This window comes from Lachnoclostridium sp. An14, assembly GCF_002160755.1.
GTDB lineage: Bacteria > Bacillota > Clostridia > Lachnospirales > Lachnospiraceae > Lachnoclostridium_A.
In genome coordinates this window covers 326,096-350,670 of record NZ_NFLE01000001.1, presented here as the reverse complement: position 1 = coordinate 350,670, position 24,575 = coordinate 326,096, and the positions used below count along the sequence as shown (strand labels likewise).

23 protein-coding genes are annotated in these 24,575 nt (G+C 57.5%); 20 read left to right on the top strand and 3 right to left on the bottom strand.

The annotated features are described in order from the left end of the window. Positions 1-62: 62 nt before the first annotated feature. Genes B5E84_RS01600 through B5E84_RS01585 form a run of 4 tightly spaced genes read left to right on the top strand, consistent with a single transcriptional unit; the run spans position 63 to position 3,358 of the window. Positions 63-521 carry an RNA polymerase sigma factor gene (locus B5E84_RS01600; RefSeq protein WP_204248523.1) on the top strand — a complete coding sequence of 153 codons (459 nt, stop codon included), beginning with the start codon at positions 63-65 and terminating at the stop codon, positions 519-521. Further along, the gene (locus tag B5E84_RS01595; protein ID WP_087218172.1) at positions 518-1,228 is read left to right on the top strand and encodes a hypothetical protein; all 711 of its coding nucleotides are present in this window, start codon (positions 518-520) and stop codon (positions 1,226-1,228) included. The genes B5E84_RS01600 and B5E84_RS01595 overlap by 4 nt, the downstream gene beginning before the upstream one ends. Next, the gene (locus B5E84_RS01590; protein WP_087218168.1) at positions 1,219-2,088 is read left to right on the top strand and encodes an ABC transporter ATP-binding protein; all 870 of its coding nucleotides are present in this window, start codon (positions 1,219-1,221) and stop codon (positions 2,086-2,088) included. Before B5E84_RS01595 ends, B5E84_RS01590 begins: the two co-directional genes overlap by 10 nt. Further along, positions 2,081-3,358, top strand: a complete 1,278-nt coding sequence (locus B5E84_RS01585) for an ABC transporter permease subunit (protein ID WP_087218165.1) — start codon at positions 2,081-2,083, stop codon at positions 3,356-3,358. Before B5E84_RS01590 ends, B5E84_RS01585 begins: the two co-directional genes overlap by 8 nt. A gap of 65 nt (positions 3,359-3,423) precedes the next feature. Here the strand turns inward: B5E84_RS01585 and B5E84_RS01580 are convergent, their stop codons facing one another. Continuing rightward, the gene (locus B5E84_RS01580) at positions 3,424-3,639 is read right to left on the bottom strand and encodes a hypothetical protein (RefSeq protein ID WP_143469154.1); all 216 of its coding nucleotides are present in this window, start codon (positions 3,637-3,639) and stop codon (positions 3,424-3,426) included. Positions 3,640-3,745: 106 nt separating this feature from the next. Next, entirely contained in the window at positions 3,746-4,954 is a 1,209-nt protein-coding gene (locus B5E84_RS01575) for a ribose-phosphate pyrophosphokinase (protein WP_087218159.1), read from the bottom strand. 173 nt (positions 4,955-5,127) lie between these two features. On the opposite strand from B5E84_RS01575, the gene B5E84_RS01570 reads away from it, so the two are divergent. The 12 genes from B5E84_RS01570 to rnhA all read left to right on the top strand — a co-directional run bounded on the left by B5E84_RS01570 (position 5,128) and on the right by rnhA (position 18,291). After that, positions 5,128-6,516 (top strand): DUF512 domain-containing protein, encoded by a 1,389-nt coding sequence (locus tag B5E84_RS01570; RefSeq protein ID WP_087218156.1) that lies wholly within the window; start codon positions 5,128-5,130, stop codon positions 6,514-6,516. 1 nt (position 6,517) lies between these two features. Continuing rightward, complete coding sequence (gene der / locus B5E84_RS01565) at positions 6,518-7,846, top strand: ribosome biogenesis GTPase Der (protein WP_087218153.1); 1,329 nt, start codon at positions 6,518-6,520, stop codon at positions 7,844-7,846. Between the two features lie 2 nt (positions 7,847-7,848). Then, positions 7,849-8,487, top strand: a complete 639-nt coding sequence (gene plsY / locus B5E84_RS01560; RefSeq protein ID WP_087218150.1) for a glycerol-3-phosphate 1-O-acyltransferase PlsY — start codon at positions 7,849-7,851, stop codon at positions 8,485-8,487. Between the two features lie 19 nt (positions 8,488-8,506). Further along, positions 8,507-9,511 (top strand): NAD(P)H-dependent glycerol-3-phosphate dehydrogenase, encoded by a 1,005-nt coding sequence (locus B5E84_RS01555; protein ID WP_087218147.1) that lies wholly within the window; start codon positions 8,507-8,509, stop codon positions 9,509-9,511. Between the two features lie 100 nt (positions 9,512-9,611). Continuing rightward, complete coding sequence (locus B5E84_RS01550) at positions 9,612-10,811, top strand: ABC transporter substrate-binding protein (RefSeq protein WP_087218145.1); 1,200 nt, start codon at positions 9,612-9,614, stop codon at positions 10,809-10,811. Positions 10,812-11,040: 229 nt separating this feature from the next. Continuing rightward, the gene (locus tag B5E84_RS01545; RefSeq protein WP_087218142.1) at positions 11,041-11,922 is read left to right on the top strand and encodes a branched-chain amino acid ABC transporter permease; all 882 of its coding nucleotides are present in this window, start codon (positions 11,041-11,043) and stop codon (positions 11,920-11,922) included. 9 nt (positions 11,923-11,931) lie between these two features. Further along, positions 11,932-12,906, top strand: coding sequence for a branched-chain amino acid ABC transporter permease (locus B5E84_RS01540; RefSeq protein ID WP_087218139.1), 975 nt, complete (start codon positions 11,932-11,934; stop codon positions 12,904-12,906). Between the two features lie 3 nt (positions 12,907-12,909). Continuing rightward, positions 12,910-13,668, top strand: a complete 759-nt coding sequence (locus tag B5E84_RS01535) for an ABC transporter ATP-binding protein (RefSeq protein ID WP_087218136.1) — start codon at positions 12,910-12,912, stop codon at positions 13,666-13,668. Between the two features lie 12 nt (positions 13,669-13,680). Beyond that, on the top strand, positions 13,681-14,391 hold the full coding sequence (locus B5E84_RS01530) for an ABC transporter ATP-binding protein (RefSeq protein WP_087218133.1): 711 nt from the start codon (positions 13,681-13,683) through the stop codon (positions 14,389-14,391). 64 nt (positions 14,392-14,455) lie between these two features. After that, on the top strand, positions 14,456-15,931 hold the full coding sequence (gene spoIVA, locus B5E84_RS01525) for a stage IV sporulation protein A (RefSeq protein ID WP_087218130.1): 1,476 nt from the start codon (positions 14,456-14,458) through the stop codon (positions 15,929-15,931). Positions 15,932-16,171: 240 nt separating this feature from the next. Beyond that, positions 16,172-17,779 carry an MBL fold metallo-hydrolase RNA specificity domain-containing protein gene (locus tag B5E84_RS01520; RefSeq protein ID WP_087218127.1) on the top strand — a complete coding sequence of 536 codons (1,608 nt, stop codon included), beginning with the start codon at positions 16,172-16,174 and terminating at the stop codon, positions 17,777-17,779. Between the two features lie 29 nt (positions 17,780-17,808). Continuing rightward, positions 17,809-18,291, top strand: a complete 483-nt coding sequence (gene rnhA, locus B5E84_RS01515; protein WP_087218125.1) for a ribonuclease HI — start codon at positions 17,809-17,811, stop codon at positions 18,289-18,291. A 28-nt stretch (positions 18,292-18,319) separates the two neighbouring features. On the opposite strand, the gene B5E84_RS01510 is transcribed toward rnhA, so the two are convergent. After that, positions 18,320-19,660, bottom strand: coding sequence for an MATE family efflux transporter (locus B5E84_RS01510; protein ID WP_087218122.1), 1,341 nt, complete (start codon positions 19,658-19,660; stop codon positions 18,320-18,322). 278 nt (positions 19,661-19,938) lie between these two features. On the opposite strand from B5E84_RS01510, the gene B5E84_RS01500 reads away from it, so the two are divergent. The 4 genes from B5E84_RS01500 (at position 19,939) to alaS (ending at position 24,484) form a co-directional block, all read left to right on the top strand. Then, positions 19,939-20,397 carry an Lrp/AsnC family transcriptional regulator gene (locus tag B5E84_RS01500; RefSeq protein ID WP_087218114.1) on the top strand — a complete coding sequence of 153 codons (459 nt, stop codon included), beginning with the start codon at positions 19,939-19,941 and terminating at the stop codon, positions 20,395-20,397. Between the two features lie 117 nt (positions 20,398-20,514). Continuing rightward, positions 20,515-21,438: a lysozyme inhibitor LprI family protein gene (locus tag B5E84_RS01495; RefSeq protein WP_087218111.1), complete on the top strand. Its 924-nt coding sequence runs from the start codon at positions 20,515-20,517 to the stop codon at positions 21,436-21,438. Positions 21,439-21,690: 252 nt separating this feature from the next. Next, entirely contained in the window at positions 21,691-21,822 is a 132-nt protein-coding gene (locus B5E84_RS21200; RefSeq protein ID WP_275533072.1) for a hypothetical protein, read from the top strand. A gap of 55 nt (positions 21,823-21,877) precedes the next feature. Further along, entirely contained in the window at positions 21,878-24,484 is a 2,607-nt protein-coding gene (gene alaS / locus B5E84_RS01490) for an alanine--tRNA ligase (protein ID WP_242963216.1), read from the top strand. Positions 24,485-24,575: the final 91 nt, after the last annotated feature.

The window sequence follows — 24,575 nt, the reverse complement described above, 5'->3', positions numbered from 1 at the left end:
CCCCCGCACATCCCCCACCCTCAAACCGTTATACCCCATGAGAGGAGGTTTTGTCCGTGTCCATGGACTTGGAGGAACAATATGACCGGCTGTACCGCTACTGCTATTTCAAAGTCCGCCAGCGGGAGACAGCGGAAGACATTACCCAGGAGGCCTTTCTCCGGTTTCTGGAGAGCAGCCATTACGTAAATACGGGGAAGGCGATGCAGTATCTGTACACCATCGCCCGCCACCTCTGCGTGGACGAGTCCCGCAGGCGCAGGACAGACGTTCTGGACGAGGAGGCAGCGGACGAGGGAGCCTGCACGGAGGACCGCCTCCTCACCGGGATTTCCGTCCGCGCGGCTCTGGCCAAACTGGAGGAAACGGACCGGGAACTGTTGCTGCTCCGCTACGTAAACGAGGTTCCCGTCTCCGTCATCGCAGGCCTCATCGGGATTTCCCGCTTCGCCGCCTACCGCAGGATTTCCCAGGCGGCAAAACGGCTGAGGGAGCAGCTTGGAAAGGAGGACATTTCATGAACGGAGAACTGAAAAACGCCCTGAAACAGAGTTTCGCGGTCCCAGAGCCCGCCGGAAAGGAAGAATTTTTTCAAAGGATGCCTCCGGCTCCGGTTTCCATTTCCCAGTTTATCTGTACGCAGGCGGCGTACATCCGCAAAGGTGTCTGGGCCCTGTCCGCCCTGGTGTTTGGGGCCGCCCTGGCAGGAGCGAGGGGAATGGACCTGGAGACGGTCTGGCGGGCGTCCGCCCTTATGCCCCTGCTGGCGCTGACGGTGCTGACGGAGAGCGGCCGGTCGGAGACCTGGGGGATGGCGGAGCTGGAGCTGTCCACCCGCTTTGCCCTAAAGAGCGTGGTGCTGGCCAGAATGGGGATTTTAGGCGCGGTGAATTTGGCCCTGTTTCTCCTGCTCCTTCCCGTTGCCGGAAAAAACAGCGGGGCCGGCCTGTTTCGGACGGGAGTCTATTTGGCCTGCCCCTATCTGCTCACCGCCTTCTGCGGCTTGTGGGTGGTCCGCAGGGTCCGGGGGAGAGAGGCCGCCTTCTTTTGCTGCGGCCTGGCGGCGGCCGTGAGCGCCGGAAACCTTTTGCTGCCTCAGGCCGTTCCCGCGGCCTATGGGGAGCGGGGCTTTCTGCTGTGGCTGGCGGCCCTGGCAGTGCTGGGAGCCGGAACCGTCCGGCAGAGCTGTGAGATGATCAGACAGACGGAGGAATTATCATGGAACTGATTTTGGACAGACTGACGAAACAGTATAAAAATAAAATTGCGGTGGACCGGGTAAGCGCCGTCCTTCGCCCCGGTGTCTACGGCCTGCTGGGGGCAAACGGAGCCGGGAAAACCACCCTGCTGCGGATGATCTGCGGCATTTTAAAACCCACCGGCGGCACCGTTTCCCTGGACGGCATGGACGCGGGGGAGGAGGGCTACCGCGCCAGGCTTGGCTACCTGCCCCAGGACTTCGGGTATTATCCGGAATTTACGGGCATGGATTTTTTGCTGTACCTGGCGGCCTTAAAAGGCCTTTCCAAAGCCCAGGCGAGGAGGAGAGCGGCGGAGCTTTTGCGGCTGGTGTCCCTAAGTGAGGCGGCAAACAAGAAGATCCGCGCCTATTCCGGCGGCATGAAGCAGAGGCTGGGTATCGCCCAGGCCCTTCTAAACGACCCGAAACTGTTGGTTCTGGACGAACCCACCGCCGGCCTGGACCCGAAGGAGCGGGTGCGGTTTCGCAATCTTATTGCCTCCCTGGGAGCCGACCGGATCGTCCTGCTGTCCACCCACATTGTCTCCGATGTGGAGCATATCGCCGGCCGCATCCTGGTGATGAAGGACGGCCAGATTCTCCAAAACGGCAGCCTGGAGGAGATCATCGGGACCATTGAGGGAAAGGTGTTTGAGTGCGTGGCGGAGGCGGAGACGGCGAAACGCCTGATGGAAACCTGCCCGGTGATCAACCTCCGCCGGGAGGGAAACGGCGTGTTTCTGCGGCTGATCTGCGGGGAAACGCCCTGCGCCGGGGCAGTGAAGGTGCCCGCCTCCCTGGAGGATTTGTATCTGTACTATTTTTCGGAGATGAGAGAGCATGAATAATTTTTGGACATTAGTGGGATTTGAATTCCAGAAAATGAGAAAACGGAGAGTGGTGATCCCAGCCCTTTTCGCCTGCCTGGGCGTGGTGGCGGTGATGGCCTGGACCAGCGTCAGCGGCACGTCCTTCTGGCATAAGGCCGGCAGCGGCCTGTCCCAGTATGAGGCCATGAAACGGGACAAAGAGGTGATCCTTTCCCGGAGGGGAGAGATCACGGGGGAGCTGGTTTCCCAAGCGATTCGCGCCAATGAGGAGATGATTTCCGACGACAGCCACTATTTGATCAACGAGTACGGCAGGCACTTAAAATCTGACGCTTACATTCAGTATGCCCTGCCTTATGAAGCAGTGGTCCGTCTCATCAATACGGTTTATGAGGAAGACTCTGACTGGCTTTCCACAGGGGCCATGGGCATGATCTCCGTCAATCCCGACCGGGCCATCGACCATCTGACGCCGGAGCAGGGACAGAGCTTTGACCGGGATTTTAAGGAGTTTGCCATGTCTGTGGTGATGGGGCAGGAGGGCCTGTCCGCCGAAGAAGTGGAAAAAAACGCGGCCCTCATCAGCCGGATCGAGACACCCCTGTACAACGACTATTTCGGCGGCTACCAGGCGTATATAAACGACTCCAAGGTCCTGGCCCTCACAGCCCTGTTTGTGATCCTGATTTTGCTGGCCCCGCTGTTTTCCGGGGAGTACGAGGACAAGACGGATCAGCTCCTGTTATGCGCCAGAAACGGGAGAGAGACTCTGTGCAGGGCGAAAATCGCCGCGGCCCTCATGGTTTCCCTGGGTGTCAGCCTTCTGACCATGGGCGCGGGAGGGCTGTGTTTCCTGATGATCTTCGGGTTTGAGGGCGGAGCGGTGAGCATCCAGGTGGTCAATCCCGGCTGTACCTATCCCATCACCCTGTTTCAGGCCTGTCTGATTCACTTGGGATCGGTGGTGGCCGCCGCGGTGCTCTTTGGAGCGTTTACGGCCTTTCTCTCCGCCAGGGCCAGGAGGGGGACGGCCTCGGCGGTGGCGGCGGGAACCATGGCGGTGGTGCTCCCTCTGTTTATCTGGGTGCCCCTGAAATCTTCCCGTTCCCTGTACAACCTGCTCCAGTTCTTCCCGGCCAATTCCGTCACCTTCGGATTTGACCTCCATTTCTTCCGCCTGTTTGGAACGCTGATCGAACCGTACAAATGGGTGGGGGCCGTCAGCCTTCTGCTGGCCGCCGGATTTTTTGCCCTGGCCGCCCGCGGTTTTCAGCGCCGCCAGGCGTAAAAACCGGGCCAGAAAAATCCGCCCCTAAGTGGAAAATGAAAAGCAGCGAGCCCAAAACCATCGAATCAAAAGCTAGCGAACCCAGAACCCGGCGAACCAAAAGCTAGCGAACCAAAAACCAGCAAACAAAAAGCCAGCGAACCCAAAACCCGCAACCCCAAAGCCAGCGAACCAAAAACCAGCAAATTCAAAGCCCCAAAAATCAAAACCCCGGCCGTCCCAGACGCCATAAACAGGCGCCGGACCGGCCGGGCAGATTCCGTCTCTGATTCCGTATTCATTCCGCGATTTCCGCGTTTCCCGCAATTTCCGCCTTTCCCAAAGCGCACTCACCGCGGACGTCTTTCGATGTTCAGTGTCCTGATTTCTCCATTTCCTCTTTCATCTCTACCCAATGGTCTCAAAATACTCATACCCATCTGCCTGGTACTTGGATACCAGTTTCTGGATCTTCGCCGTGGGCGACAGGGACGCGTTTAAAGAGGCGTCGTGGTTAAAGGAATTGATGATGGCCGCCATGAATTTGCTCATGTCCGCCTCCAGATACCAGGGCCGCTCCAAAAGCTGGGACGGGCGGTAGTTTAAGTTGGTGGTGATCACGTAGTCGAAATACTCCCTGGCGTAGTAGTCGTCGAATTTCTCCAGGCCGTTGGTAAAGAGGCCGAAGGTGCAGCAGAGGATGATCCGCGCCGCGTTCCGATCCTTCAGGGCTTTCGCCGTGTCCAGGATGCTCTCCCCGGAGGAGATCATGTCATCCACGATGATCACCGTCTTTCCCGCCACGGAGGAGCCTAAGAATTCGTGGGCCACGATGGGGTTGCGCCCGTCGATCACCTGGGAGTAGTCCCTTCTTTTATAGAACATTCCCATGTCCACGCTCAGATTGTTGGCCAGGTAGACGGCCCGGTGCATGGCGCCCTCGTCCGGGCTGATGATCATGAGCGAGTCCTTGTCCAGCTTGATGGGGATGTTGTGGTCGTAAAGGGCCTTCATAAACTGGTAGGTGGGCATAAAGTTGTCAAAGCCGGATAAGGGGATGGCGTTCTGTACCCTGGGGTCGTGGGCGTCAAAGGTGACGATGTTGCTCACTCCCATGTCCCGCAGCTCCTGCAAGGCCAGGGCGCAGTCTAAGGATTCCCGCCTCGTGCGCTTGTGCTGCCGTCCCTCGTACAGGAAGGGCATGATCACCGTCACCCGGTGAGCGGTGGCTACCGTCGCCGCCACAATGCGCTTAAGATCCTGGAAATGGTCATCAGGGGACATATGGTTGGTTATTCCGCTCAGCTTGTAGGTCAGGCTGTAGTTGGTGACATCCACCATCGCGAAAATGTCCGTGCCGCGCACAGACTCGTTGATGACGGCCTTTGCCTCTCCGGAGCCGAACCGGGGGCAGGCGCAGTCCAGAAGATAGGAAGCTACGTCGTAGCCGCGGTAGCGCAGGTCCGCTTTCCGCCGGAGCAGTTCCTCCGTATCGTTTTTGCGGAAATTCACAATGTGGTCATTGACCTTCTGCGCCAGAGGGCGGCAGCTCTCCAGGGCCGCGATCTTTAGCGGGGCCACTGGAAGGGAATCGTTAAACACGTAATCATTTGCCATGATAATCCTCCATTTCTATACTTATTTTATACCATCTGCGGAGAGAGCCGGTCAATAGTAAGGAAAGATTTACAGGAAAAAAAACAATCGCCCGGCGGATTCCTTTACAAAGAAGGGGAATCTTGGTATGATGAAAAAATAAAAAGAAGAATCATCAAAAAGGAAGACTGTAAATGAAAAAGATAAAAGGGCACAAGATCAGTGCCGTGGAACCGGGTTCCATCGCCTGGGAGCTGGAGCTGGAGCCGGGGGACGAGCTCCTCACCATAAACGGCAATGAGATTGAAGACATTTTCGACTATGAATACTGGATCGACAGCGAGGCCGTCACCCTTCTGGTGCGGAAGGCGGACGGAGAGGAGTGGGAGCTGGACATTGAAAACGGCGGGGAGGACCTGGGGCTGACCTTTGAAAACGGCCTTATGAGCGACTACAAGACCTGCTGCAACAAGTGCATCTTCTGTTTCATCGACCAGATGCCCCCGGGGATGCGGGAGACCCTGTATTTTAAGGATGACGATTCCCGCCTTTCCTTCCTCCAGGGAAACTACATCACCCTCACCAACATGAAGGACCGGGACATCGAGCGCATCATCAAGTTCCACCTGGCCCCCATCAACATTTCCGTTCAGACCACCAACCCCGAACTGCGGTGCGAAATGCTTCACAACCGGTTTGCCGGGGAGGCGTTAAAAAAGATCGACCGTCTCTACGAGGCCGGGATCCCCATGAACGGCCAGGTCGTCCTCTGCAAGGGGGTAAATGACGGAGCGGAGCTGGAGCGTACCATCCGGGATCTCACCGCCTACCTGCCCCATATGGAGAGCGTGTCCGTGGTGCCGGTGGGCTTGTCCAGGTTTCGGGACGGCCTCTATCCCCTGGAGCCGTTTGGAAAGGAGGACGCGGAGGCAGTCATCGACCTGATTGAGTCCTGGCAGAGGAGACTCTATCCGGAGCACGGCCTCCATTTCATCCACGCCAGCGACGAGTTTTATATGCTGGCCGGCCGGGAAATGCCGGAGGAGGAGCGCTACGACGGCTACATCCAGCTGGAAAACGGGGTGGGGATGATCCGCCTGATGACGGAGGAGGTGCGGGCTGCCTTAGAGGGGCTTTCCGACGACGGGAAAAGGGAGGAGCTTTCCATCGCCACCGGGGTGCTGCCGGCGGGATACTTAAAACGCTATCTGGAGGAAATCCAGGAGATTTTCCCCGGCAGGACGGTGCATTTATACCCCATTGTGAATCACTTTTTCGGGGAGAGCATCACCGTAGCCGGACTGGTGACCGGCCAGGATTTGATCGCTCAGTTAAAGGGCAAGCCCTTGGGAGAACGGCTCCTGCTGCCGGAGTGTATGTTCCGCAGCGGCGAGGAGGTGTTCTTAGACGACGTGACCAGACAGGAGGTACAAAACGCTTTACAAGTACCGGTGAATATTGTAAAATCAAGCGGACAAGATTTCGTGGACGCCGTCCTGGGCCTGGAGAGAGAGCGGGAGGATCAAGCGGACTACGGAGCCTATGAATTAGAAGAACTGTACCAGGAATTGGAGGAGAGATAAGATGAGTAAACCGATCGTTGCCATTGTGGGCCGCCCCAATGTGGGAAAGTCCACCCTGTTCAACGTGCTGGCGGGAGAGACCATTTCCATCGTGAAGGACACGCCGGGCGTTACCAGGGACCGGATCTACGCGGACTGCACCTGGCTGAATATGAATTTTACCCTGGTGGACACCGGCGGAATTGAGCCGGACAGCCGGGATGTGATCCTGTCCCAGATGCGGGAGCAGGCGGAGATCGCCATCGCCACGGCGGATGTGATCGTATTTATCGTGGACGTGCGCCAGGGGCTGGTGGACGCCGACAGCAAGGTGGCGGATATGCTGCGCCGCTCCAGAAAGCCGGTGGTGCTGGCGGTAAACAAGGTGGACAGTTTCGCCAAGTTTGGAAATGACGTATACGAGTTCTACAACCTGGGTATCGGAGAGCCCATCCCCATCTCCGCCGCCTCCAGGCTGGGCTTAGGCGAGCTGCTGGACGCCGTGTCCGCCCATTTTGACTCCAGCCAGCTGGAGGAGGAGGACGACGACCGCCCCAGAATCGCCATCGTGGGAAAGCCCAACGTGGGCAAGTCCTCCATTATCAATAAGCTCACCGGCGAAAACCGGGTGATCGTGTCCGACATCGCCGGAACCACCAGGGACGCCGTGGACACCACCATCGTCCATAACGGCACGGAGTACGTGTTCATCGACACCGCCGGCCTGCGCAGAAAGAGCCGGATCAAGGAGGAGCTGGAGCGCTACAGCATCATCCGCACCGTGGCCGCCGTGGAGCGGGCGGACATCGTGGTGCTGGTAATCGACGCCGTGGAGGGCGTGACGGAGCAGGACGCCAAGATCGCCGGCATCGCCCACGACCGGGGCAAAGGCATGATCATCGCCGTGAACAAGTGGGACGCCGTGGAGAAAAACGACAAGACCATCTACGAGTTCACGAGAAAGATCAAGGACACCTTATCCTATATGCCCTACGCGGAGATGCTGTTCATTTCCGCCAAGACGGGGCAGAGGCTGGGGAAACTCTACGATATGATCGACGCCGTGCGGGAGAACCAGAACCTGCGGGTGGCCACCGGCGTGTTAAACGAGATTATGACGGAGGCCGTGGCCCTTCAGCAGCCCCCCTCCGACAAGGGAAAACGCTTAAAGCTTTACTACATCACCCAGGTGGCCGTAAAGCCCCCCACCTTCGTGATCTTTGTCAACGACAAGGAGCTGATGCACTTCTCTTACACCAGATATATTGAAAATAAGATCAGGGAAGCCTTTGGTTTCCGCGGTACCTCCCTTCGGTTCATCATCCGGGAGCGGGCAGGAAAGGAGAAATAAATATGGAGAGGATTCTCTGCCTTGTGATGGGATACGTGTTCGGCCTGTTTCAGACCGGTTATTTCTACGGAAAGCTGCACTCCATTGACCTGCATCAGCACGGCAGCGGAAACGTAGGCACCACCAACGCCCTGCGGGTCCTGGGCTGGAAAGCCGGCCTGATCGTGTTTGTGGGGGACTTTTTAAAGACGGTGATCCCCTGTATGCTGGTGCGGTTCGCGCTGTTCCAGGATCATCCGGAGATGACTTACGTGCTGATGCTCTACACGGCCCTGGGGGTTATCCTGGGCCATAACTATCCTTTTTACATGGGCTTTCGGGGCGGAAAGGGGATCGCGGCCACGGCCGGCCTCATTTTCTCTCTGGACTGGCGGGTGACCCTGATCTGCCTGGTGGTCTTTGTGGGATCCGTGGCCATCACCCGGTTTGTGTCCCTGGGATCCATTCTGGTGGTGACGGTCCTGGCGGCCTGCTGCGTGTATTTCGGCAGCCACGGGTATTTTGGCCTGGGGGAGGCGTATCGGACGGAGTTTTACGCCCAGGCGGCAGTGATTGCCCTCCTTGCCATCTGGCGCCACCGGGCGAACATCGGAAGGCTGATCCACGGCACGGAGAGCAAGCTGGGAGAAAAGAAAAAATAAAGAAGGGTGAGGTGATCACATGGCAACTATAGGGATGATCGGAGCCGGCAGCTGGGGCATCGCCCTTTCTGTCCTGCTCTGCAACAACGGACATCAGGTGACGGTGTGGTCCGCGCTCCCGGAGGAGATCGCGGAGTTAAAGGAGAAACGGGAGCACCGCACCCTTCCCGGCGTGCTGATGCCGGAAGGGATGGAGTTTACCACGGAGCTTGAGGAGGCCATGAGGGAGAAGGATCTGCTGGTGACGGCAGTGCCTTCTGTCTTTGTACGGCAGACAGCCGCCAAGATGAAACCCTTCCTGCGGCCGGGGCAGATCGTGGTGAACGTGGCCAAGGGAATTGAGGAGAGCACCTTAAAAACCCTGTCGGGAGTGCTGGAGGAGGAGCTGCCCGCCGCGGATGTGGCCGTGCTTTCTGGCCCCAGCCACGCGGAGGAGGTGAGCCGCGGCCTTCCCACCACCTGTGTGGCAGGCGCCCGTACCAGACGGACAGCCGAGTATGTCCAGAGCCTGTTTATGAGCGAGGTGTTCCGGGTGTACACCAGCCCTGACGTGCTGGGAATCGAGCTGGGCGCCGCCTTAAAGAACGTGATCGCCCTGGCGGCGGGTATCGCCGACGGCTTAGGCTACGGGGACAACACGAAGGCAGCCCTGATCACCAGAGGAATCGCGGAGATCGCCCGCCTGGGAATGGCCATGGGAGGGAAGTTTGAGACCTTCTGCGGCCTTTCCGGCATCGGCGATCTGATCGTAACCTGCGCCAGTATGCACAGCCGCAACCGCCGGGCCGGCATCCTCATCGGAAAAGGCTACACCATGGAGGAGGCCATGAAGGAGGTCCAGATGGTGGTGGAGGGCGTGTACTCCGCCAAGGCAGCCCTGGCCCTGGCGAAGAAATACTATATGTCCATGCCCATCATCGAGCAGGTAAACGCCGTCCTCTTTGACGGAAAGCCCGCTTCCGAGGCGGTGCGGGACTTAATGCTCCGGGATCCCCGGGATGAGGACTCCGGTCTTTCATGGTAGTTCGCTAAAGTTTTAAAGACTAAATTGGTACAAAAGTATTGACAATGGAAAACGAAGTCTTTATAATTGGGAAAAATCTTTTTTTGAGGAGGAAACAATTATGAAGAAAGTAGTTAGCGTTGGTTTAGCTGCTGTTATGGCAGTTTCCATGGCTGCCTGCGCAGGCTCTGATACGTCTGACACCACGGCTGCCGCAGACACCACCGCAGCAGCGGAGGAGTCCGGAGAGCAGGCTGCAGACGCAGCCGATACGGAAGGCATGGAGGAGTTCCTTATCGGAAGCACCGGCCCCTTAACGGGAGCGGCTGCATCCTACGGCACCAGCGTAAAGCAGGGCGAGGAGATCGCCATCCAGGAGATCAATGAGGCCGGCGGCGTGCAGGTTGGAGACACCACCTACAAGCTGGTTTTAAACTTCCAGGATGACGAGGCGAAAGAGGACAAGGCCGTTACCGCGTTCAACACCCTGGTAGATGCCGGCATGAACGCCTACGTAGGAGCGGTTACCACCGGTGCCTGCCTGGCTCAGACCGATTTAAGCTACGAGGCAAATATTCTTCAGATCACCCCCTCCGCATCCGCAGAGGCAGTGACCGCGAACCCGAACGTATTCCGTATGTGCTTTACCGACCCGCTGCAGGGCGAGATGATCGCACAGTACGTGGTTGACAATGGATACGAGAGCGTTGCCGTTCTCTGGAACAACTCTGACGAGTACAGTGCAGGAATCCATGACGCCTTCGTTGAGACTCTGGAGGCGGCGGATGCCAGCCTTCTGGTGGCAGACGAGTCCTTCGCTACCGGCGACGTGGATTTCAACACCCAGCTGACCGTGATCAAGAACAGCGGAGCGAAGCTGCTCTTTGTACCGGCTTACTACGGCGATGTAGCTTACATTGTACAGCAGGCAAAGGATGCTGGCATGGAGTGTGACTTCGTAGGAAGTGACGGCTGGGACGGCGTGTTAGGCCAGGTGACCGATCCGGCTATGGTAGAGGGCGCTGTGTTCTTAAGCCCGTTCTTAGCGACGGAGGATGCCGCTGCTGATTTCGTGAGCAAGTATGAGGCTGCTTACGGCGCTACCCCGGACCAGTTCGCGGCAGACGGCTATGACTGCGTATACGCCATCAAGGCAGCTATGGAGCAGGCTGGTTCCATCGAGACCGAGGCCCTGATCCAGGCGATGACGGAGATCACTGTGGACGGCCTGACCGGACAGGTGACCTTTGAGGAGAGCGGCGAGCCCGCCAAGACTGCGAAATACGTTCAGATCGTAAACGGCGAATATACGGCAATGTAATCCGGCAGAGGCTGCCCGGATACTGGAAATAGGACGGACAGACGTGGAGAGAGGGGATTGCCTGCCAGCAGGCCAATCCCCATCTTTTCTATGTGTCATAGGAGACGGCGTTCCCTATGGCATAAAACCCTCCGGGGGACGCGCGCCGGCGCGGAAAAAAGGCTGCCCAGGCAGCCGCGCCGCCGGGCGCAGACTGAGATACTCCTGAAGATGTAAAAGAGGTGGAACAATGTTGACAAGTATAATGGAACAGTTGATTAATGGTTTGAGAACGGGAAGCATATATGCTCTGATCGCTCTGGGATATACCATGGTTTACGGGATTGCAAAGATGATTAACTTTGCTCACGGCGACATCATTATGGTAGGCGCCTACACCCTATACATTGGCATAGCTCTGTTACATCTTCCTGTGCTGCCGGCTATGCTCCTGACCGCAGTGGTATGCTCGGTCCTGGGTATGCTGATTGAAAAAATTGCTTATAAACCCCTGAGAAAAGCCCCGCCCCTGGCAGTGCTCATTACGGCAATCGGTATGAGCTATTTCCTGCAGAGCGTCGCTCTGCTTATTTTTTCGTCTACCCCCATTCCCTTTAAATCGGTGATCGAGGTGGAAGGAATCCAGGTGGGAACGGTGAACATCTCCGGCATCACCATCGTGACCCTGGCGGTGACCACGGTGATCATGGTGGGCCTGACCCTGTTTATTAACCGGACGAAGGCGGGCAGCGCCATGCGTGCCGTTTCCGAGGACCGGGGAGCGGCGGAGCTTATGGGAATCAATGTAAACCGGACCATCTCCATGACCTTTGCCATCGGCTCTGCCCTGGCTGCGGTGGCCGGCATTCTGTACATATGCCAGTACCAGTCCCTCCGTCCCACCCTGGGCGCCCTGCCCGGCATCAAGGCCTTCGTGGCGGCCGTTCTGGGCGGCATCGGCAGCGTGCCGGGAGCCATGCTGGGCGGGATTATGCTGGGGCTGATTGAGAGCTTGTCCAAGGCGTATATTTCCACGGAGCTGGCGGACGCCATCGTGTTCGGCGTGCTGGTGGTGGTGCTCCTGGTGAGGCCCTCCGGTCTGTTAGGCAAAAAGAAATTGGTGAAAGTGTAGGTGGGATCCATGAAAAAGACTTCAAACAGGCAGGTATGGTTCAACATCGCCGTGATCGCTGCGGCTTACGTCCTTGTGACCATCCTGCTGAAAGGCAATTTACTGAACCGGCAGTACACCTCCCTGCTGGTGCCCATCGCCGTGAACATTATGCTGGCGGTGTCCTTAAACCTGGTGACCGGGTTCTTAGGAGAGCTGACCTTAGGCCATGCCGGCTTTATGTCCATCGGAGCGTATACGGGAGCGCTGATCTCCCTAAATCTGGGAAAGACGGAGGTGCTCCCCGCGCCGGCGGCCTTCGCCCTGGCTCTGCTCTGCGGCGGCCTGATGGCGGCGGTGTTCGGCTTTCTCATCGGCGTGCCGGTGCTGCGGCTGCGTGGGGACTATCTGGCCATCGTGACTCTGGCCTTCGGTGAGATCATCAAGTCGGTGATCAACTCCATGGAGATCACCAATGGAGCCAGAGGCTTAAGCAAGATCCCCCTGTATTCCAACTATACCAACTACACCGTAGTATTTTTCCTCATGGTGCTGACGGTGCTCGCCGTCACAAACCTGATGAAATCCAGGGACGGCCGGGCCATCATGGCCATCCGGGACAATGACATCGCGGCGGAGTCCATCGGCATCAAGATCAGCCACTTCAAGGTCAAGGCCTTCGTGATCGCCGCCTTCTTTGCCGGGGTGGCCGGGGTGATCTACGCCCACAACGTGGGACTGTTAAAGCCGGGCACCTTCGATTACAACAAGTCCATTGAGATCCTGGTAATCGTGGTGTTAGGCGGCATGGGCAGCATCCGCGGCTCCATCATCGCGGCCATTATCCTGACGGTGCTTCCGGAGCTCCTTCGCGGCACGGACAATCTGCGAATGCTCTTATACGCCATCGTGCTCATCGCCATGATGATTTTCAATAATTCCAAGATCAAGGAAGGCCTGATGATGAACCGCACCTTCCGGAAACTGGGAAGGAAGGAGGCGTAGGCTATGGCATTGCTGGAAGTAAAAAATCTGGGAATTTCCTTCGGCGGCTTAAAGGCCGTTGACGAGTTTAATATCACCATCGAGGAGGGACAGCTCTACGGCCTCATTGGGCCCAACGGAGCGGGAAAGACCACGGTGTTTAACCTGCTCACCGGCGTGTACCGTCCCACTCTCGGCACCATCACCCTGGACGGCAAAAACCTGGTGGGAAAAGGCCCGGCGGAGATCTGCAAGTGCGGCGTGGCCAGGACGTTCCAGAACATCCGCCTGTTTGGGAAGATGACGGTTCTGGACAACGTAAAGACGGCCCTTCACAACCAGGTGAAGTATTCGGAGGCGGTCTGTTTTTTCCACGGACCGGTGTATAAGAAAAAGGAGCAGGAGATGACGGATATGGCCATGGACGTCTTAAAGGTGTTCGGCCTGGATGGCTACGGGGAGACCCTGGCGTCCAACCTGCCCTACGGCCAGCAGCGGAAACTGGAGATCGCCCGCGCCCTGGCTACCAATCCGAAACTCCTTCTTTTAGACGAGCCGGCAGCCGGCATGAACCCCAACGAGACGGCGGAGCTTATGGATACCATCCGCCTGATCCGGGAGAAGTACCATATCACCATCCTGCTCATTGAGCACGATATGAAACTGGTGGCAGGCATCTGCGAGTATCTGACGGTGTTAAACTTCGGAACGGAGCTGGCCAGCGGCACGCCGGCGGAAGTGCTCAATGACCCGAAGGTCATCACCGCATATTTGGGCGAGTAGGAGGAAATTCATATGTCGATATTGAAAGTGACGGATATGACCGTCAATTACGGAGTGATACAGGCAGTGAAGGGAATTTCCTTTGAGGTGGAGCAGGGCGAGATCGTGGCCCTGATCGGCGCCAACGGGGCGGGAAAGACCACCACCCTTCACACCGTTACGGGAATGATCCCGGCAAAGAGCGGCTCCATCCAGTTTTACGGGACGGACATCACCAAGGTGCCGGCCCACCGGATCGTGTCCATGGGCCTGGCCCATGTGCCGGAGGGACGCCGGGTGTTCGCCCAGCTCACCGTACTGGAAAATTTAAAAATGGGCGCTTACACCAGAAAGGACAAGGACGGCATCGAGAAATCCCTGGAGGAGATCTACAAGCGGTTCCCCCGCCTGGAGGAGAGAAAGAGCCAGCTGGCGGGCACCTTATCCGGCGGCGAGCAGCAGATGCTGGCCATGGGCCGCGCCCTGATGTCCAAGCCGAAGATGATCGTTATGGACGAGCCGTCCATGGGACTGTCTCCCCTGTACGTGAGCGAGATCTTCAAGATCATCCAGGACATCAACGAGTCCGGCACCACCGTTCTTTTGGTGGAGCAGAACGCGAAAAAGGCCCTTTCCATCGCCAATAAGGCCTACGTGCTGGAGACGGGCAACATCGTGCTCTCCGGCGACGCAAAAGAGCTGATGAACGACGACTCCGTGAAGAAGGCGTACTTAAGTGAATAAGCCATGGTGCTAAACCATTTCCCCCTTGAATATACTGGTATCAGCATAGCAAGGGGGTATTTTTATGGACAATTTTAATGTATACAAGGACATCGAGGCCAGGACGGGCGGGGAGATTTACATCGGCGTAGTGGGGCCGGTGCGCACGGGAAAATCCACATTTATCAAGCGCTTTATGGAGACGCTGGTGCTGCCGGAGCTCACCGACGAGCACCAGCGGGCCAGAACCAGGGATGAGCTCCCCCAGAGCGCGGCCGGCCGCACCATTATGACCACGGAGCCAAAGTTCATCCCCAAGGAGGCGGCCTTAGTGCAGCTGGGAGACGGCATCCAGGCCAAGGTGCGGCTCATCGACTGCGTGGGCTTTATGGTGGACGGGGCCAGCGGCCACATTGAAAACGACGAGGAGCGGCTGGTGCGGACCCCCTGGTTTGAGTACGAGATCCCCTTTACCAGGGCGGCGGAGATCGGCACCCGCAAGGTGATCAATGACCACTCCACTATCGGCGTGGTGGTGACGGCGGACGGCTCCTTCGGGGAGCTAAAGCGAAGCAGCTACGTGCCGGCGGAGGAGCAGACGGTAAATGAGTTAAAAAGCCTGGGAAAGCCGTTTATCCTCATCTTAAACTCCATGTATCCCTATTCTGAGGAGGCGGGAAACCTGGCCCGGGAGCTGGAGGCCAAGTATGGGGTCACCGTCCTCCCGGTCAACTGCGAGCAGCTGAAAAAAGAGGACATCAGCCGGATTCTGGAGAAGGTGTTAAAGGAATTTCCCGTGACGGAGATGGACTTTTTCATCCCCAAATGGCTGGAGCTCCTTCCCGCCACCCACTGGCTGAAAAGCCAGGTGATCCAGGCGGCCAGGGATCTGCTGAAAAAGGTGTCCCACATGAAGGATGTGGCCGGGGAAATGCCAGCGGCTGCCTCCGATGCCATCCGGGGCATGAAGATCCGGGGAATGGAGATGTCCGACGGCAGCGTGGCCATGGACGTGGAGGTGGATGACAGCTATTATTACCAGATTTTAAGCGATTATGTGGGCATTCCCATCGAGGGGGAGTACCAGCTGATGCGCACTTTAAGCGATCTGGCGAAAATGCGCACCGAGTATGAAAAGGTGCAGAACGCCATGAGCCAGGTGCGGTTAAAGGGCTACGGCGTGGTCACCCCGGAGCGGTCAGAGATCATGCTTGACGAGCCCCAGGTCATCCGCCACGGAAACAAGTACGGCGTCAAAATGAAGGCGGAGGCCCCTTCCATCAACCTGATCAAGGCTCATATCGAGACGGAGATCGCCCCCATCGTGGGCAGCGAGCAGCAGGCGGAGGATCTGATCGCTTACATAAAGGAAAATGCCAGGGAGAGCGAGGACGGGATCTGGAGCACCAATATTTTCGGAAAGTCCATCGAGCAGATCGTGGAGGACGGCATCCAGGCGAAAATCTCCCAGATGACGGAGGACTGCCAGATGAAACTCCAGGACACCCTGCAAAAGATTATCAACGACAGCAACGGGGGAATGATCTGCATTATCATCTGAATGGGATGGGAGGGGCTGTTTTGCCGGCGGGCAGCTCCTCCCGATATATGTTCCCGGTCTGTCCGCCGGCCGGTGAAAACTTGAAATCCCGTTTCCAATCATCGGGGAATCATGGTATAATGTATGATATAATAAAAGAAAAACGAAACATCATGGCCACGGGCGTTCCCTGTGGCCGAGGAAACCAAAGGATCTCCGCAAGGGGAGACAGACCGATGGAAAACGGACAGGAGGGATTCCATGAAACTTACATTCATAGGCGCGGACCATGAAGTGACAGGGAGCTGCCACTACGTGGAAGCGGGGACGACGAAATTTTTAGTGGACTGCGGCATGGAGCAGGGGGTGAACGTGTATGAGAACGCCGAGCTCCCGGTGCCCTATTCCGACCTGGACTTTGTGCTGCTGACCCACGCCCACATCGACCACGCCGGAATGCTGCCCTACATTTACGCCAGAGGATTCCGGGGAAAGGTGGTCACCACCGTGGCCACGGCAGATTTGTGCAACATCATGCTTCGTGACAGCGCCCACATCCAGGAGATGGAGGCGGAGTGGAAAAACCGCAAGGCCCGCCGGGCCGGAAAAACCGAAGTCGAGCCGCTCTACACCGTAAACGACGCCGACCAGGTACTCCGCTACTTCCTGCCCCTTCCCTACGGGGCCACGGCGGAGTTAAGCGACCACGTCACCGTGAAATTTACGGACGTGGGCCATCTGCTTGGCTCCGCCTCCATCGAGGTATGGCTGACAGAGGGGGACATAAAACGGAAAATCGTATTTTCCGGCGACATTGGAAATAAGAACAAGCCCATTATCCGGGATCCCCACTACTTAGAGAGCGCGGATTACGTGGTGATGGAGTGCACCTACGGCGACCGTCTCCACCGGAACAAGGACCACGACCACGAGGCGGAGCTGGCAAAGATCATCCAGGAGACCTTAGACCGGGGCGGAAACGTGGTGATCCCCGCCTTTGCCGTGGGCCGCACCCAGGAGCTTCTGTACTTCATCCGCCACATCAAGCAGCATAACATGGTTACAGGCCACGGCGATTTCCCCGTGTACGTGGACAGCCCTCTGGCGGTGGAGGCCACCAGCGTGTTTACGAAAAACCTGCTGGACTGCTACGACGAGGAGACGGAGGCCCTGGTCAGGCAGGGCATCAACCCCATTTCCTTTAAGGGGCTGAAACTTTCCATCACCAGCGACGAGTCGAAAAACATCAATTTTGACGAGGTGCCCAAGGTGATCATTTCCGCCGCTGGAATGTGTGACGCCGGCCGGATCCGCCACCACTTAAAGCACAACCTGTGGCGGCCGGAGTGCACCGTGGTCTTTGCCGGCTATCAGGCGGTGGGAACCCTGGGACGGAACTTAATCGACGGGGACCACACCGTCCGGCTTTTTGGCGAGGAGATCGAAGTAAAGGCCCACATTGAACAGATCGAGGGCATCAGCGGCCACGCCGACTTAGACGGATTAATCGAGTGGGTGTGCGCCTTTAAGCGGAAACCTCAGAAGGTATTTCTGGTTCACGGGGACGACAAGGTCTGCGACATCTTCGCGGACAACCTGAGGCAGAATTACCACTTTAACGCCGAGGCCCCCTTCTCCGGCTCCGAGTTTGACCTGGCGGAGGGGACGTGGATCAAGGTGACCGAGGGCGTACTCATCGAGAAGGAGAAGAAACCGACGGCGAAAAAATCAGAGGGCGTTTACGGCAGGCTGCTGGCCGCCGGAGAACGGCTTCTCACCGTCATCCGCCACAACGAGGGCGGGGCCAACAAAGACCTGGCAAAATTTGCCGATCAGATCCAGTCCCTCTGTGATAAATGGGACCGGTAGGAACAGACAGACAGGAGACAGAACCGACTATGACAAACGTACAGATTTACACCGACGGGGCGGCCCGGGGAAATCCCGACGGCCCCGGCGGCTACGGCACCATTCTGCATTTTACGGATTCCAAGGGCGTGCTGCATAAAAAGGAGCTCTCCGGCGGGTTCGTGCGCACCACCAACAACCGCATGGAGCTTTTGGCGGCCATTGTGGGGCTGGAGGCCTTAAACCGCCCCTGCCGGGTGGAGCTCTACTCCGATTCCAAGTATCTGACAGACGCCTTCAACCAGCACTGGATCGACAACTGGGTGAAGAACGGCTGGAAACGTGGAAAGAGCGGCCCGGTGAAAAACATCGACCTGTGGGAGCGGCTTTTAAAGGCCAAGGCCCCCCATCAGGTCACCTTTATCTGGGTAAAGGGCCACGCCGGCCACCCGGAAAACGAGCGCTGCGACCAGTTAGCCACTACGGCGGCGGACGGAGACGATTTGATGACAGACGAAGGGTTAGAAGGGTAGGAGAACAGCTCCTGCCCTTTCTGTGCGTTTATAAGGCCTGTTCCAGCTGATCTCTCCGCAGCCAGTAATAGAGAATCCCCACTGCGTCCGCCAAAAACCAGCCGATGGGCACAGACCACCAGATCCCGTACACTCCAAAGGCGGGAATGGCAGAGAGAAGGTAGGCCAGGGCCACCCGGGTCCCCAGGGAGATTACCGTGAGCACCACGGACATCCCCGGTTTGCGCACCGCCCGGTAGAATCCGTAGAGGAGGAACAGGCAGCCGATGCCGCAGTAAAAGGCCCCCTCCACCCGCAGGTAACCCACGCCGATGGAGATGATTTCCGCCTCCTCCGCCTTCACAAAGATCGTCATGAGAGGCTGGGCGAAGACAAATACCAGGGCGGATACCGCCAGGCTGAACCCGATGGCGGCAGCCCCCGCCGTCCGGATGCCCCGGCGGATCCGATCCTTCTTTCCCGCCCCGTAGTTCTGGGCTATGAAGGTGGAAAAGGCGTTTCCAAAGTCCTGAACCGGCATATAGGCGAAGGAGTCCACCTTTACAGCGGCGGCAAAGGCGGCCATCACGGCGGTGCCGAAACTGTTCACCAGCCCCTGGACCATGAGGATGCCGAAATTCATCACCGACTGCTGGATGCAGGTGAGGACGGAAAACTGGGAGATTTCCCCCAGCACCTCCCTGGAAATCCGGCAGTGGCGCCGCTCCGGCCGCAGGTGGGGAAACCGCGCCAGGGTATAGGCGCAGAGACCTAAGCCGGACACGTACTGGGCGATGACGGTGGCCGCCGCGGCCCCCTTTACGCCCCAGCGGAACACCAGCACAAAGGCCAGGTCCAGGCCGATGTTTAACAGGGCGGATACCGCCAGAAACAGCAGAGGCGCCACGGAATTTCCCAGGGCCCGCAGCAGGGACGCGAAATAGTTATAGAGGAAGGTGGCGCAGATCCCCGTGAAAATCACCCACAGATAGTCCCGCATCAGCCCGTAGACCGTTTCCGGCACCTGCAGAAAGGCCAGGATGGGGTCGATGAGCAGAAATACCGCCCCGTTTAACACCGCCGTCAGCCCGGCAATGAGGACAAAGGAGACGAAAATGCTGGATTTCAGCCGTTCCGTGTCCCCGGCTCCGTAGCGGATGGAAAACACGGCCCCGCTGCCCATGCAGAGGCCGAGAAAGATGGAGGTGAGAAAGGTCATCAGCGTGTAGGCGGAGCCCACCGCCGCCAGGGCGTCCGCTCCCAGAAACCGCCCCACAATGAGGGTGTCGGCCACGTTGTAGAGCTGCTGGAGCAGGTTTCCCAGTATCATGGGAAGGGCGAAGAAAAGCAGGGTCCTCACAATGGGGCCCTTGGTGAGATCTTGGTTCATGATGGCTGCCTCCGTGTTCATAGAATACAAAATAAAATACAAAAAGAAAGTTTTGTATTCCGTTTTGCAATTATCATACGTCGAATACAAACTAATGTCAATGAAATATCTGCGTTTTGTTGACTTCCTCTGGAAAATCAGGTATCATGTGAACACTTGGCGAGGTTTTTCACGAGCCTAGTGAGAACATATGCCTGTGCATTTTAATGAGGTCTTTCACGAATTTAGTGCACAAGGCATCATGAGGGGCAGTACAGAGAGGAAAGAGAGGAACGGAAATGTTTTTAAACGGCTTGGACAGTCTGGATCAGAAAATTGTGGAGCTGCTGATCCAAAATGCCCGGATGTCCTACTCAGACATCGGGGAACAGGTGGGGATTTCCCGGGTGGCGGTGAAAAGCCGCATTCAGGCCCTGGAGGAGAAGGGGGTCATAGAAGGGTACACCACCATTGTGAATCCTCAGAAATTGGGAGGATCATTTTCCTGCTATTTTGACATCGAGACGGAGCCGGCGGCCCTCTCCGCGGTGACATCGGCCCTGGCGGAGTGCCCCATGGTGACTCAGATCTACCGGGTGACGGGAAAGAGCCGCATCCACGTCCACGCAGTAGCCTCCGGCGAGGAGGAGATGGAGGGCTTTATCCGGGATGTGGTGGATCCCTTAGAGGGGGTAGTGTCGGCGGAGTGCAGCATCATCCTTTCCCGGATCAAGGACGTGAAAGGCCTGCGGCTGTGAGGTTTCGCAAGGAAAGCTTACATATCTCTTACGAAATATTACAGCTTTCATTTTGCTATTTCCTTTCTTTCCCGTTTGTGGTATGGTAAGGCTATCATAGAATGAAGGAATGCGAGCATGAGCAGAAATAAAGGCATAGCGGCAGTGATTCTGGGGATCCTGGTCTGCGGCATCCTGATCACCAGCTACACCACCCGCTTGGTGGAGCGGCAGGCGGAGAGCATGGCCCAGAGCCAGGAGCTTACCTACAGCGATGGCAGTCCTGGGCGGCTGCGGTATGGCCGTTCCGGCGCGGAGACGGCCCAGGCGGCGGACGGGGGACAGCCAGAGGATAAAGCCCCGGAGATGGAGGACGTTTTGGCAGCGGCAGAGATCCAGAAAGCGGCCGGGAGCGTGGAGACAGAAGTAGAGATGGAGGCCGCAGAGGCGGCAGACTTCGCGGGAGAGTCCGTGGCCGGAGAGACGGCGGCGGCCCCCGCAGGTGACGCCCCGGCTCTGGCATCAGCCCTGGAGGAGACTACGGCAGGCGTGGCGCCTGGAGGCGTGGCGGTCCATTCCGGCAGGTCCGCGGCGGAGCAGGCTGAGCAGGCGTCCATAGCGGCGGACGAGGGAGCCGGTCCCGGACTGGCCCTGGAGGAGAGCGCCGGAGGGACGGCTGTCCCGGAAAAGAAAAAGACGGCGGAGGATTACCGCACCCGGCTGGAGGAGATCGACAGCCAGATCGCCGACCAGCGTTCCAGAAACGACGGGACGACCACCTACGATATGTGGGCCATGGCGGAGAACGAGAGAAAGCTGTGGGACAGCGAGTTAAACAGCATTTACAGCGTCATCAAATCCCACATCCCGGAAGGGGAGCTGGAGGCTCTGGTCAAGGATGAGAGGGCCTGGATCGTATCCAGGGACGCGAAGGCGTCAGAGGACGCGGGAAAGTACGCGGGAGGCACTTTGGAGAGCGTGGAGTATTCCGCGTCCTTGGCGGCCTCCACCAGGGACCGGGCGTATTACCTTGTGGAGACGTACGGGGAATATCTCTGGTAAAATGGAAGAAAAGAGGATAAAACAGGCGCCGGCGGAGAGGGCAGAGCTTTTCGCCGGTGCCTGTATTTTAGTTTGGGAAAGCGTGGATTCCCATGGCAGGAAAGCCTTTGGCAAGAGTCAGTTTCGCGCATAGAAAATGCGTTTTCCAGTACAAATTTCCCCATCACTCCCGGCAAAGGGCTTGATAAATGGGAGTTCCTATGGTAGGATAAGGAAGATATTGAGGTATTTTGGGGCAAGGAGGACTAACATATGGGTGCGATTGTACAGCAGTTTTTGCAGTCATCAATCTTATTCGTGGGATTTTTAGCGGTTTGCGTGGCCGGCGTTCTCTGCGGCAAGAAGTTTCGGGATAAAAAGGACGCGAAAAAGGCAAAAGAGTGATAGAGTTGGAGGATGATGAGACGTGCAGAAGTATGGTGTGAACGAACTGAGGAGAATGTTCCTGGAGTTTTTTGAGAGCAAGGGCCATCTGGCCTTAAAGAGCTTTTCCCTGGTTCCGCATAATGACAACAGCTTATTGCTGATCAATTCGGGAATGGCTCCGTTAAAGCCATATTTTACAGGACAGGAGATTCCGCCCAGAAAACGCGTGACCACCTGCCAGAAATGTATCCGTACGGGAGACATTGAAAACATCGGAAAGACGGCCCGCCACGGCACCTTTTTTGAGATGCTGGGAAACTTTTCCTTTGGAGATTATTTTAAGGACGAGGCCATCCACTGGTCCTGGGAGTTCCTCACAGAGGTGGTGGGACTGGATCCGGAGCGTTTGTACCCGTCCGTATACCTGGACGACGACGAGGCCTTCGACATCTGGAACAAGGAGATCGGCATTCCCAAGGAGAAGATCTTCCGTTTCGGCAAGGAGGACAACTTCTGGGAGCACGGCGCCGGCCCCTGCGGCCCCTGTTCCGAGATCTATTACGACAGAGGCGAGAAGTACGGTTGCGGAAAGCCCACCTGCACCGTGGGCTGCGACTGTGACCGCTACATTGAGGTGTGGAACAACGTGTTCACTCAGTTTGAGAATGACGGACACGGCAACTACACCGAGCTGAAACAGAAGAATATCGACACCGGCATGGGACTGGAGCGCCTGGCGGTGGTGGTTCAGGATGTGGACTCCCTGTTCACCGTGGACACCAACAAGGCCCTTTTGGACGCCGTCTGCGCCCTGGCCCACACCGAGTACCAGAAGGACGAGAAGAAGGACGTGTCCCTGCGCATCATCGCCGACCACGTGAAATCCTGTACCTTCATGATTTCCGACGGCATCATGCCCTCCAATGAGGGACGGGGCTACGTGCTGCGCCGCCTGCTGCGCCGCGCCGCCCGCCACGGAAGAATCCTGGGCATCGAGGGCCGTTTCATGGCCGGCCTGGCAAAAGAGGTGATCGAGCTCTCCAAGGACGGCTATCCGGAGCTGGAGGAGAAACAGGCCATGATCTTAAAAGTCCTCACCGAGGAGGAGGAGAAGTTTAACAAGACCATCGACCAGGGTCTTGCCATCCTCGCCGGCATGGAGGCGGAGATGAAGGAGAAGGGCGAGACCGTCCTCTCCGGCGAGAACGCCTTTAAGCTCTACGATACCTACGGGTTTCCCATTGATCTGACGAAGGAGATCCTGGAGGAGAAGAATTTCTCCGTGGACGAGGACGGTTTCAAGGCGTCCATGGACGAGCAGAAGAAGAAGGCCAGAGCCGCCAGAAAGACGACGAACTACATGGGAGCTGACGTGACCGTGTACCAGTCCATCGACCCGGCTATCACCACGAAGTTTGTGGGCTATGACCGCCTGAGCCACCAGTCAAAAATCACGGTGTTGACCACGGAGACGGAGCTGGTGGAGGCCCTTACTGACGGTCAGACCGGCACGGTGATCGTGGAGGAGACCCCGTTTTACGCCACCATGGGCGGCCAGCAGGCCGACACCGGCGTGATTGTGACGGACAAGGGAGAGTTCCAGGTGGAGGACACCATCGCCCTTCAGGGCGGCAAGGTGGGCCATGTGGGCCGTGTGGTGAAGGGAATGTTCCAGGTGGGCGAGACGGTCACCTTACAGGTGTGCGCCGCCCGCAGAACGGCTACAGCCATCAACCACTCCGCCACCCATCTGCTCCAGAAGGCGCTGCGCACCGTGTTAGGCGACCACGTGGAGCAGGCCGGTTCCTATGTGGATCAGGACCGTCTGCGCTTTGACTTTACCCATTTCTCCGCCATGACCGCGGAGGAGATCCGTAAGGTGGAGGAGCTGGTAAATCAGGAGATCCAGGCAGCCCTTCCCGTAAAGACGGAGCTGATGACCCTGGATGAGGCCAAAAAGACGGGAGCCATGGCCCTGTTTGGCGAGAAATACGGAGAGACAGTCCGCGTGGTGCGGATGGGAGATTTCTCCACAGAGCTGTGCGGAGGAACTCACGTGGCCAATACCAGCGCCATTTCCTCCTTTAAGATCATCTCCGAGTCCGGCATCGCCGCCGGCGTGAGAAGGATCGAGGCCCTGACGGCTACCGGTCTGATGAAACACTACGAGGAAGTGGAGAAGGAACTCCACCTGGCAGCGGAGGCGGCGAAGACCACTCCAGCGGACTTGAGAAAGAAGATCCAGGCCATGCAGGAGGAGTTAAAGGCCCTTCACTCTGAGAATGAGAAGTTAAAGAGCAAGCTGGCAAACGATTCCTTAGGGGACGTGATGAACCAGGTGAAAGAAGTAAACGGCGTGAAACTGCTGGCTGCCAAGGTGGCGGACGTGGATATGAACGGCCTGCGGGGCTTAGGCGACCAGTTAAAGGACAAGCTGGGCGAGGGCGTGATCGTGCTGGCCAGTGTGACCGACGGCAGGGTGAACCTGATGGCCACAGCCACAGACGGAGCCCAGAAACAGGGCGCCCACGCAGGAAACCTCATCAAGGCCATTGCCGGCCTGGTGGGCGGAGGCGGCGGCGGCCGTCCGGGAATGGCCCAGGCGGGCGGAAAGAACCCGGCGGGAGTGGACGCGGCTTTGGAGAAATGCGCGGAAGTTGTGGCAGAACAGATAAAATAGCCGTTATTTCCAACAAAATTGTAAAATCCTGTTGACGAAACAGGATTTTATGATATAATTACTGCAGTGCTATAAAATACCCAAACAGTTG

Excerpts from the sequence above, each read along its gene's own strand:
- B5E84_RS01600 (WP_204248523.1), top strand. The coding sequence starts at position 63 with ATGGACTTGGAGGAACAATATGACCGGCTGTACCGCTACTGCTATTTC.
- alaS (WP_242963216.1), top strand. The coding sequence starts at position 21,878 with ATGTTCCTGGAGTTTTTTGAGAGCAAGGGCCATCTGGCCTTAAAGAGC.
- B5E84_RS01590 (WP_087218168.1), top strand. The coding sequence starts at position 1,219 with ATGGAACTGATTTTGGACAGACTGACGAAACAGTATAAAAATAAAATT.
- B5E84_RS01500 (WP_087218114.1), top strand. The coding sequence starts at position 19,939 with ATGTTTTTAAACGGCTTGGACAGTCTGGATCAGAAAATTGTGGAGCTG.
- B5E84_RS21200 (WP_275533072.1), top strand. The coding sequence starts at position 21,691 with ATGGGTGCGATTGTACAGCAGTTTTTGCAGTCATCAATCTTATTCGTG.
- spoIVA (WP_087218130.1), top strand. The coding sequence starts at position 14,456 with ATGGACAATTTTAATGTATACAAGGACATCGAGGCCAGGACGGGCGGG.
- B5E84_RS01495 (WP_087218111.1), top strand. The coding sequence starts at position 20,515 with ATGAGCAGAAATAAAGGCATAGCGGCAGTGATTCTGGGGATCCTGGTC.
- B5E84_RS01570 (WP_087218156.1), top strand. The coding sequence starts at position 5,128 with ATGAAAAAGATAAAAGGGCACAAGATCAGTGCCGTGGAACCGGGTTCC.
- plsY (WP_087218150.1), top strand. The coding sequence starts at position 7,849 with ATGGAGAGGATTCTCTGCCTTGTGATGGGATACGTGTTCGGCCTGTTT.
- B5E84_RS01510 (WP_087218122.1), bottom strand. The coding sequence starts at position 19,660 with ATGAACCAAGATCTCACCAAGGGCCCCATTGTGAGGACCCTGCTTTTC.
- der (WP_087218153.1), top strand. The coding sequence starts at position 6,518 with ATGAGTAAACCGATCGTTGCCATTGTGGGCCGCCCCAATGTGGGAAAG.
- B5E84_RS01575 (WP_087218159.1), bottom strand. The coding sequence starts at position 4,954 with ATGGCAAATGATTACGTGTTTAACGATTCCCTTCCAGTGGCCCCGCTA.
- B5E84_RS01540 (WP_087218139.1), top strand. The coding sequence starts at position 11,932 with ATGAAAAAGACTTCAAACAGGCAGGTATGGTTCAACATCGCCGTGATC.
- rnhA (WP_087218125.1), top strand. The coding sequence starts at position 17,809 with ATGACAAACGTACAGATTTACACCGACGGGGCGGCCCGGGGAAATCCC.
- B5E84_RS01555 (WP_087218147.1), top strand. The coding sequence starts at position 8,507 with ATGGCAACTATAGGGATGATCGGAGCCGGCAGCTGGGGCATCGCCCTT.
- B5E84_RS01580 (WP_143469154.1), bottom strand. The coding sequence starts at position 3,639 with ATGAATACGGAATCAGAGACGGAATCTGCCCGGCCGGTCCGGCGCCTG.
- B5E84_RS01520 (WP_087218127.1), top strand. The coding sequence starts at position 16,172 with ATGAAACTTACATTCATAGGCGCGGACCATGAAGTGACAGGGAGCTGC.
- B5E84_RS01530 (WP_087218133.1), top strand. The coding sequence starts at position 13,681 with ATGTCGATATTGAAAGTGACGGATATGACCGTCAATTACGGAGTGATA.
- B5E84_RS01585 (WP_087218165.1), top strand. The coding sequence starts at position 2,081 with ATGAATAATTTTTGGACATTAGTGGGATTTGAATTCCAGAAAATGAGA.
- B5E84_RS01550 (WP_087218145.1), top strand. The coding sequence starts at position 9,612 with ATGAAGAAAGTAGTTAGCGTTGGTTTAGCTGCTGTTATGGCAGTTTCC.
- B5E84_RS01595 (WP_087218172.1), top strand. The coding sequence starts at position 518 with ATGAACGGAGAACTGAAAAACGCCCTGAAACAGAGTTTCGCGGTCCCA.
- B5E84_RS01535 (WP_087218136.1), top strand. The coding sequence starts at position 12,910 with ATGGCATTGCTGGAAGTAAAAAATCTGGGAATTTCCTTCGGCGGCTTA.
- B5E84_RS01545 (WP_087218142.1), top strand. The coding sequence starts at position 11,041 with ATGTTGACAAGTATAATGGAACAGTTGATTAATGGTTTGAGAACGGGA.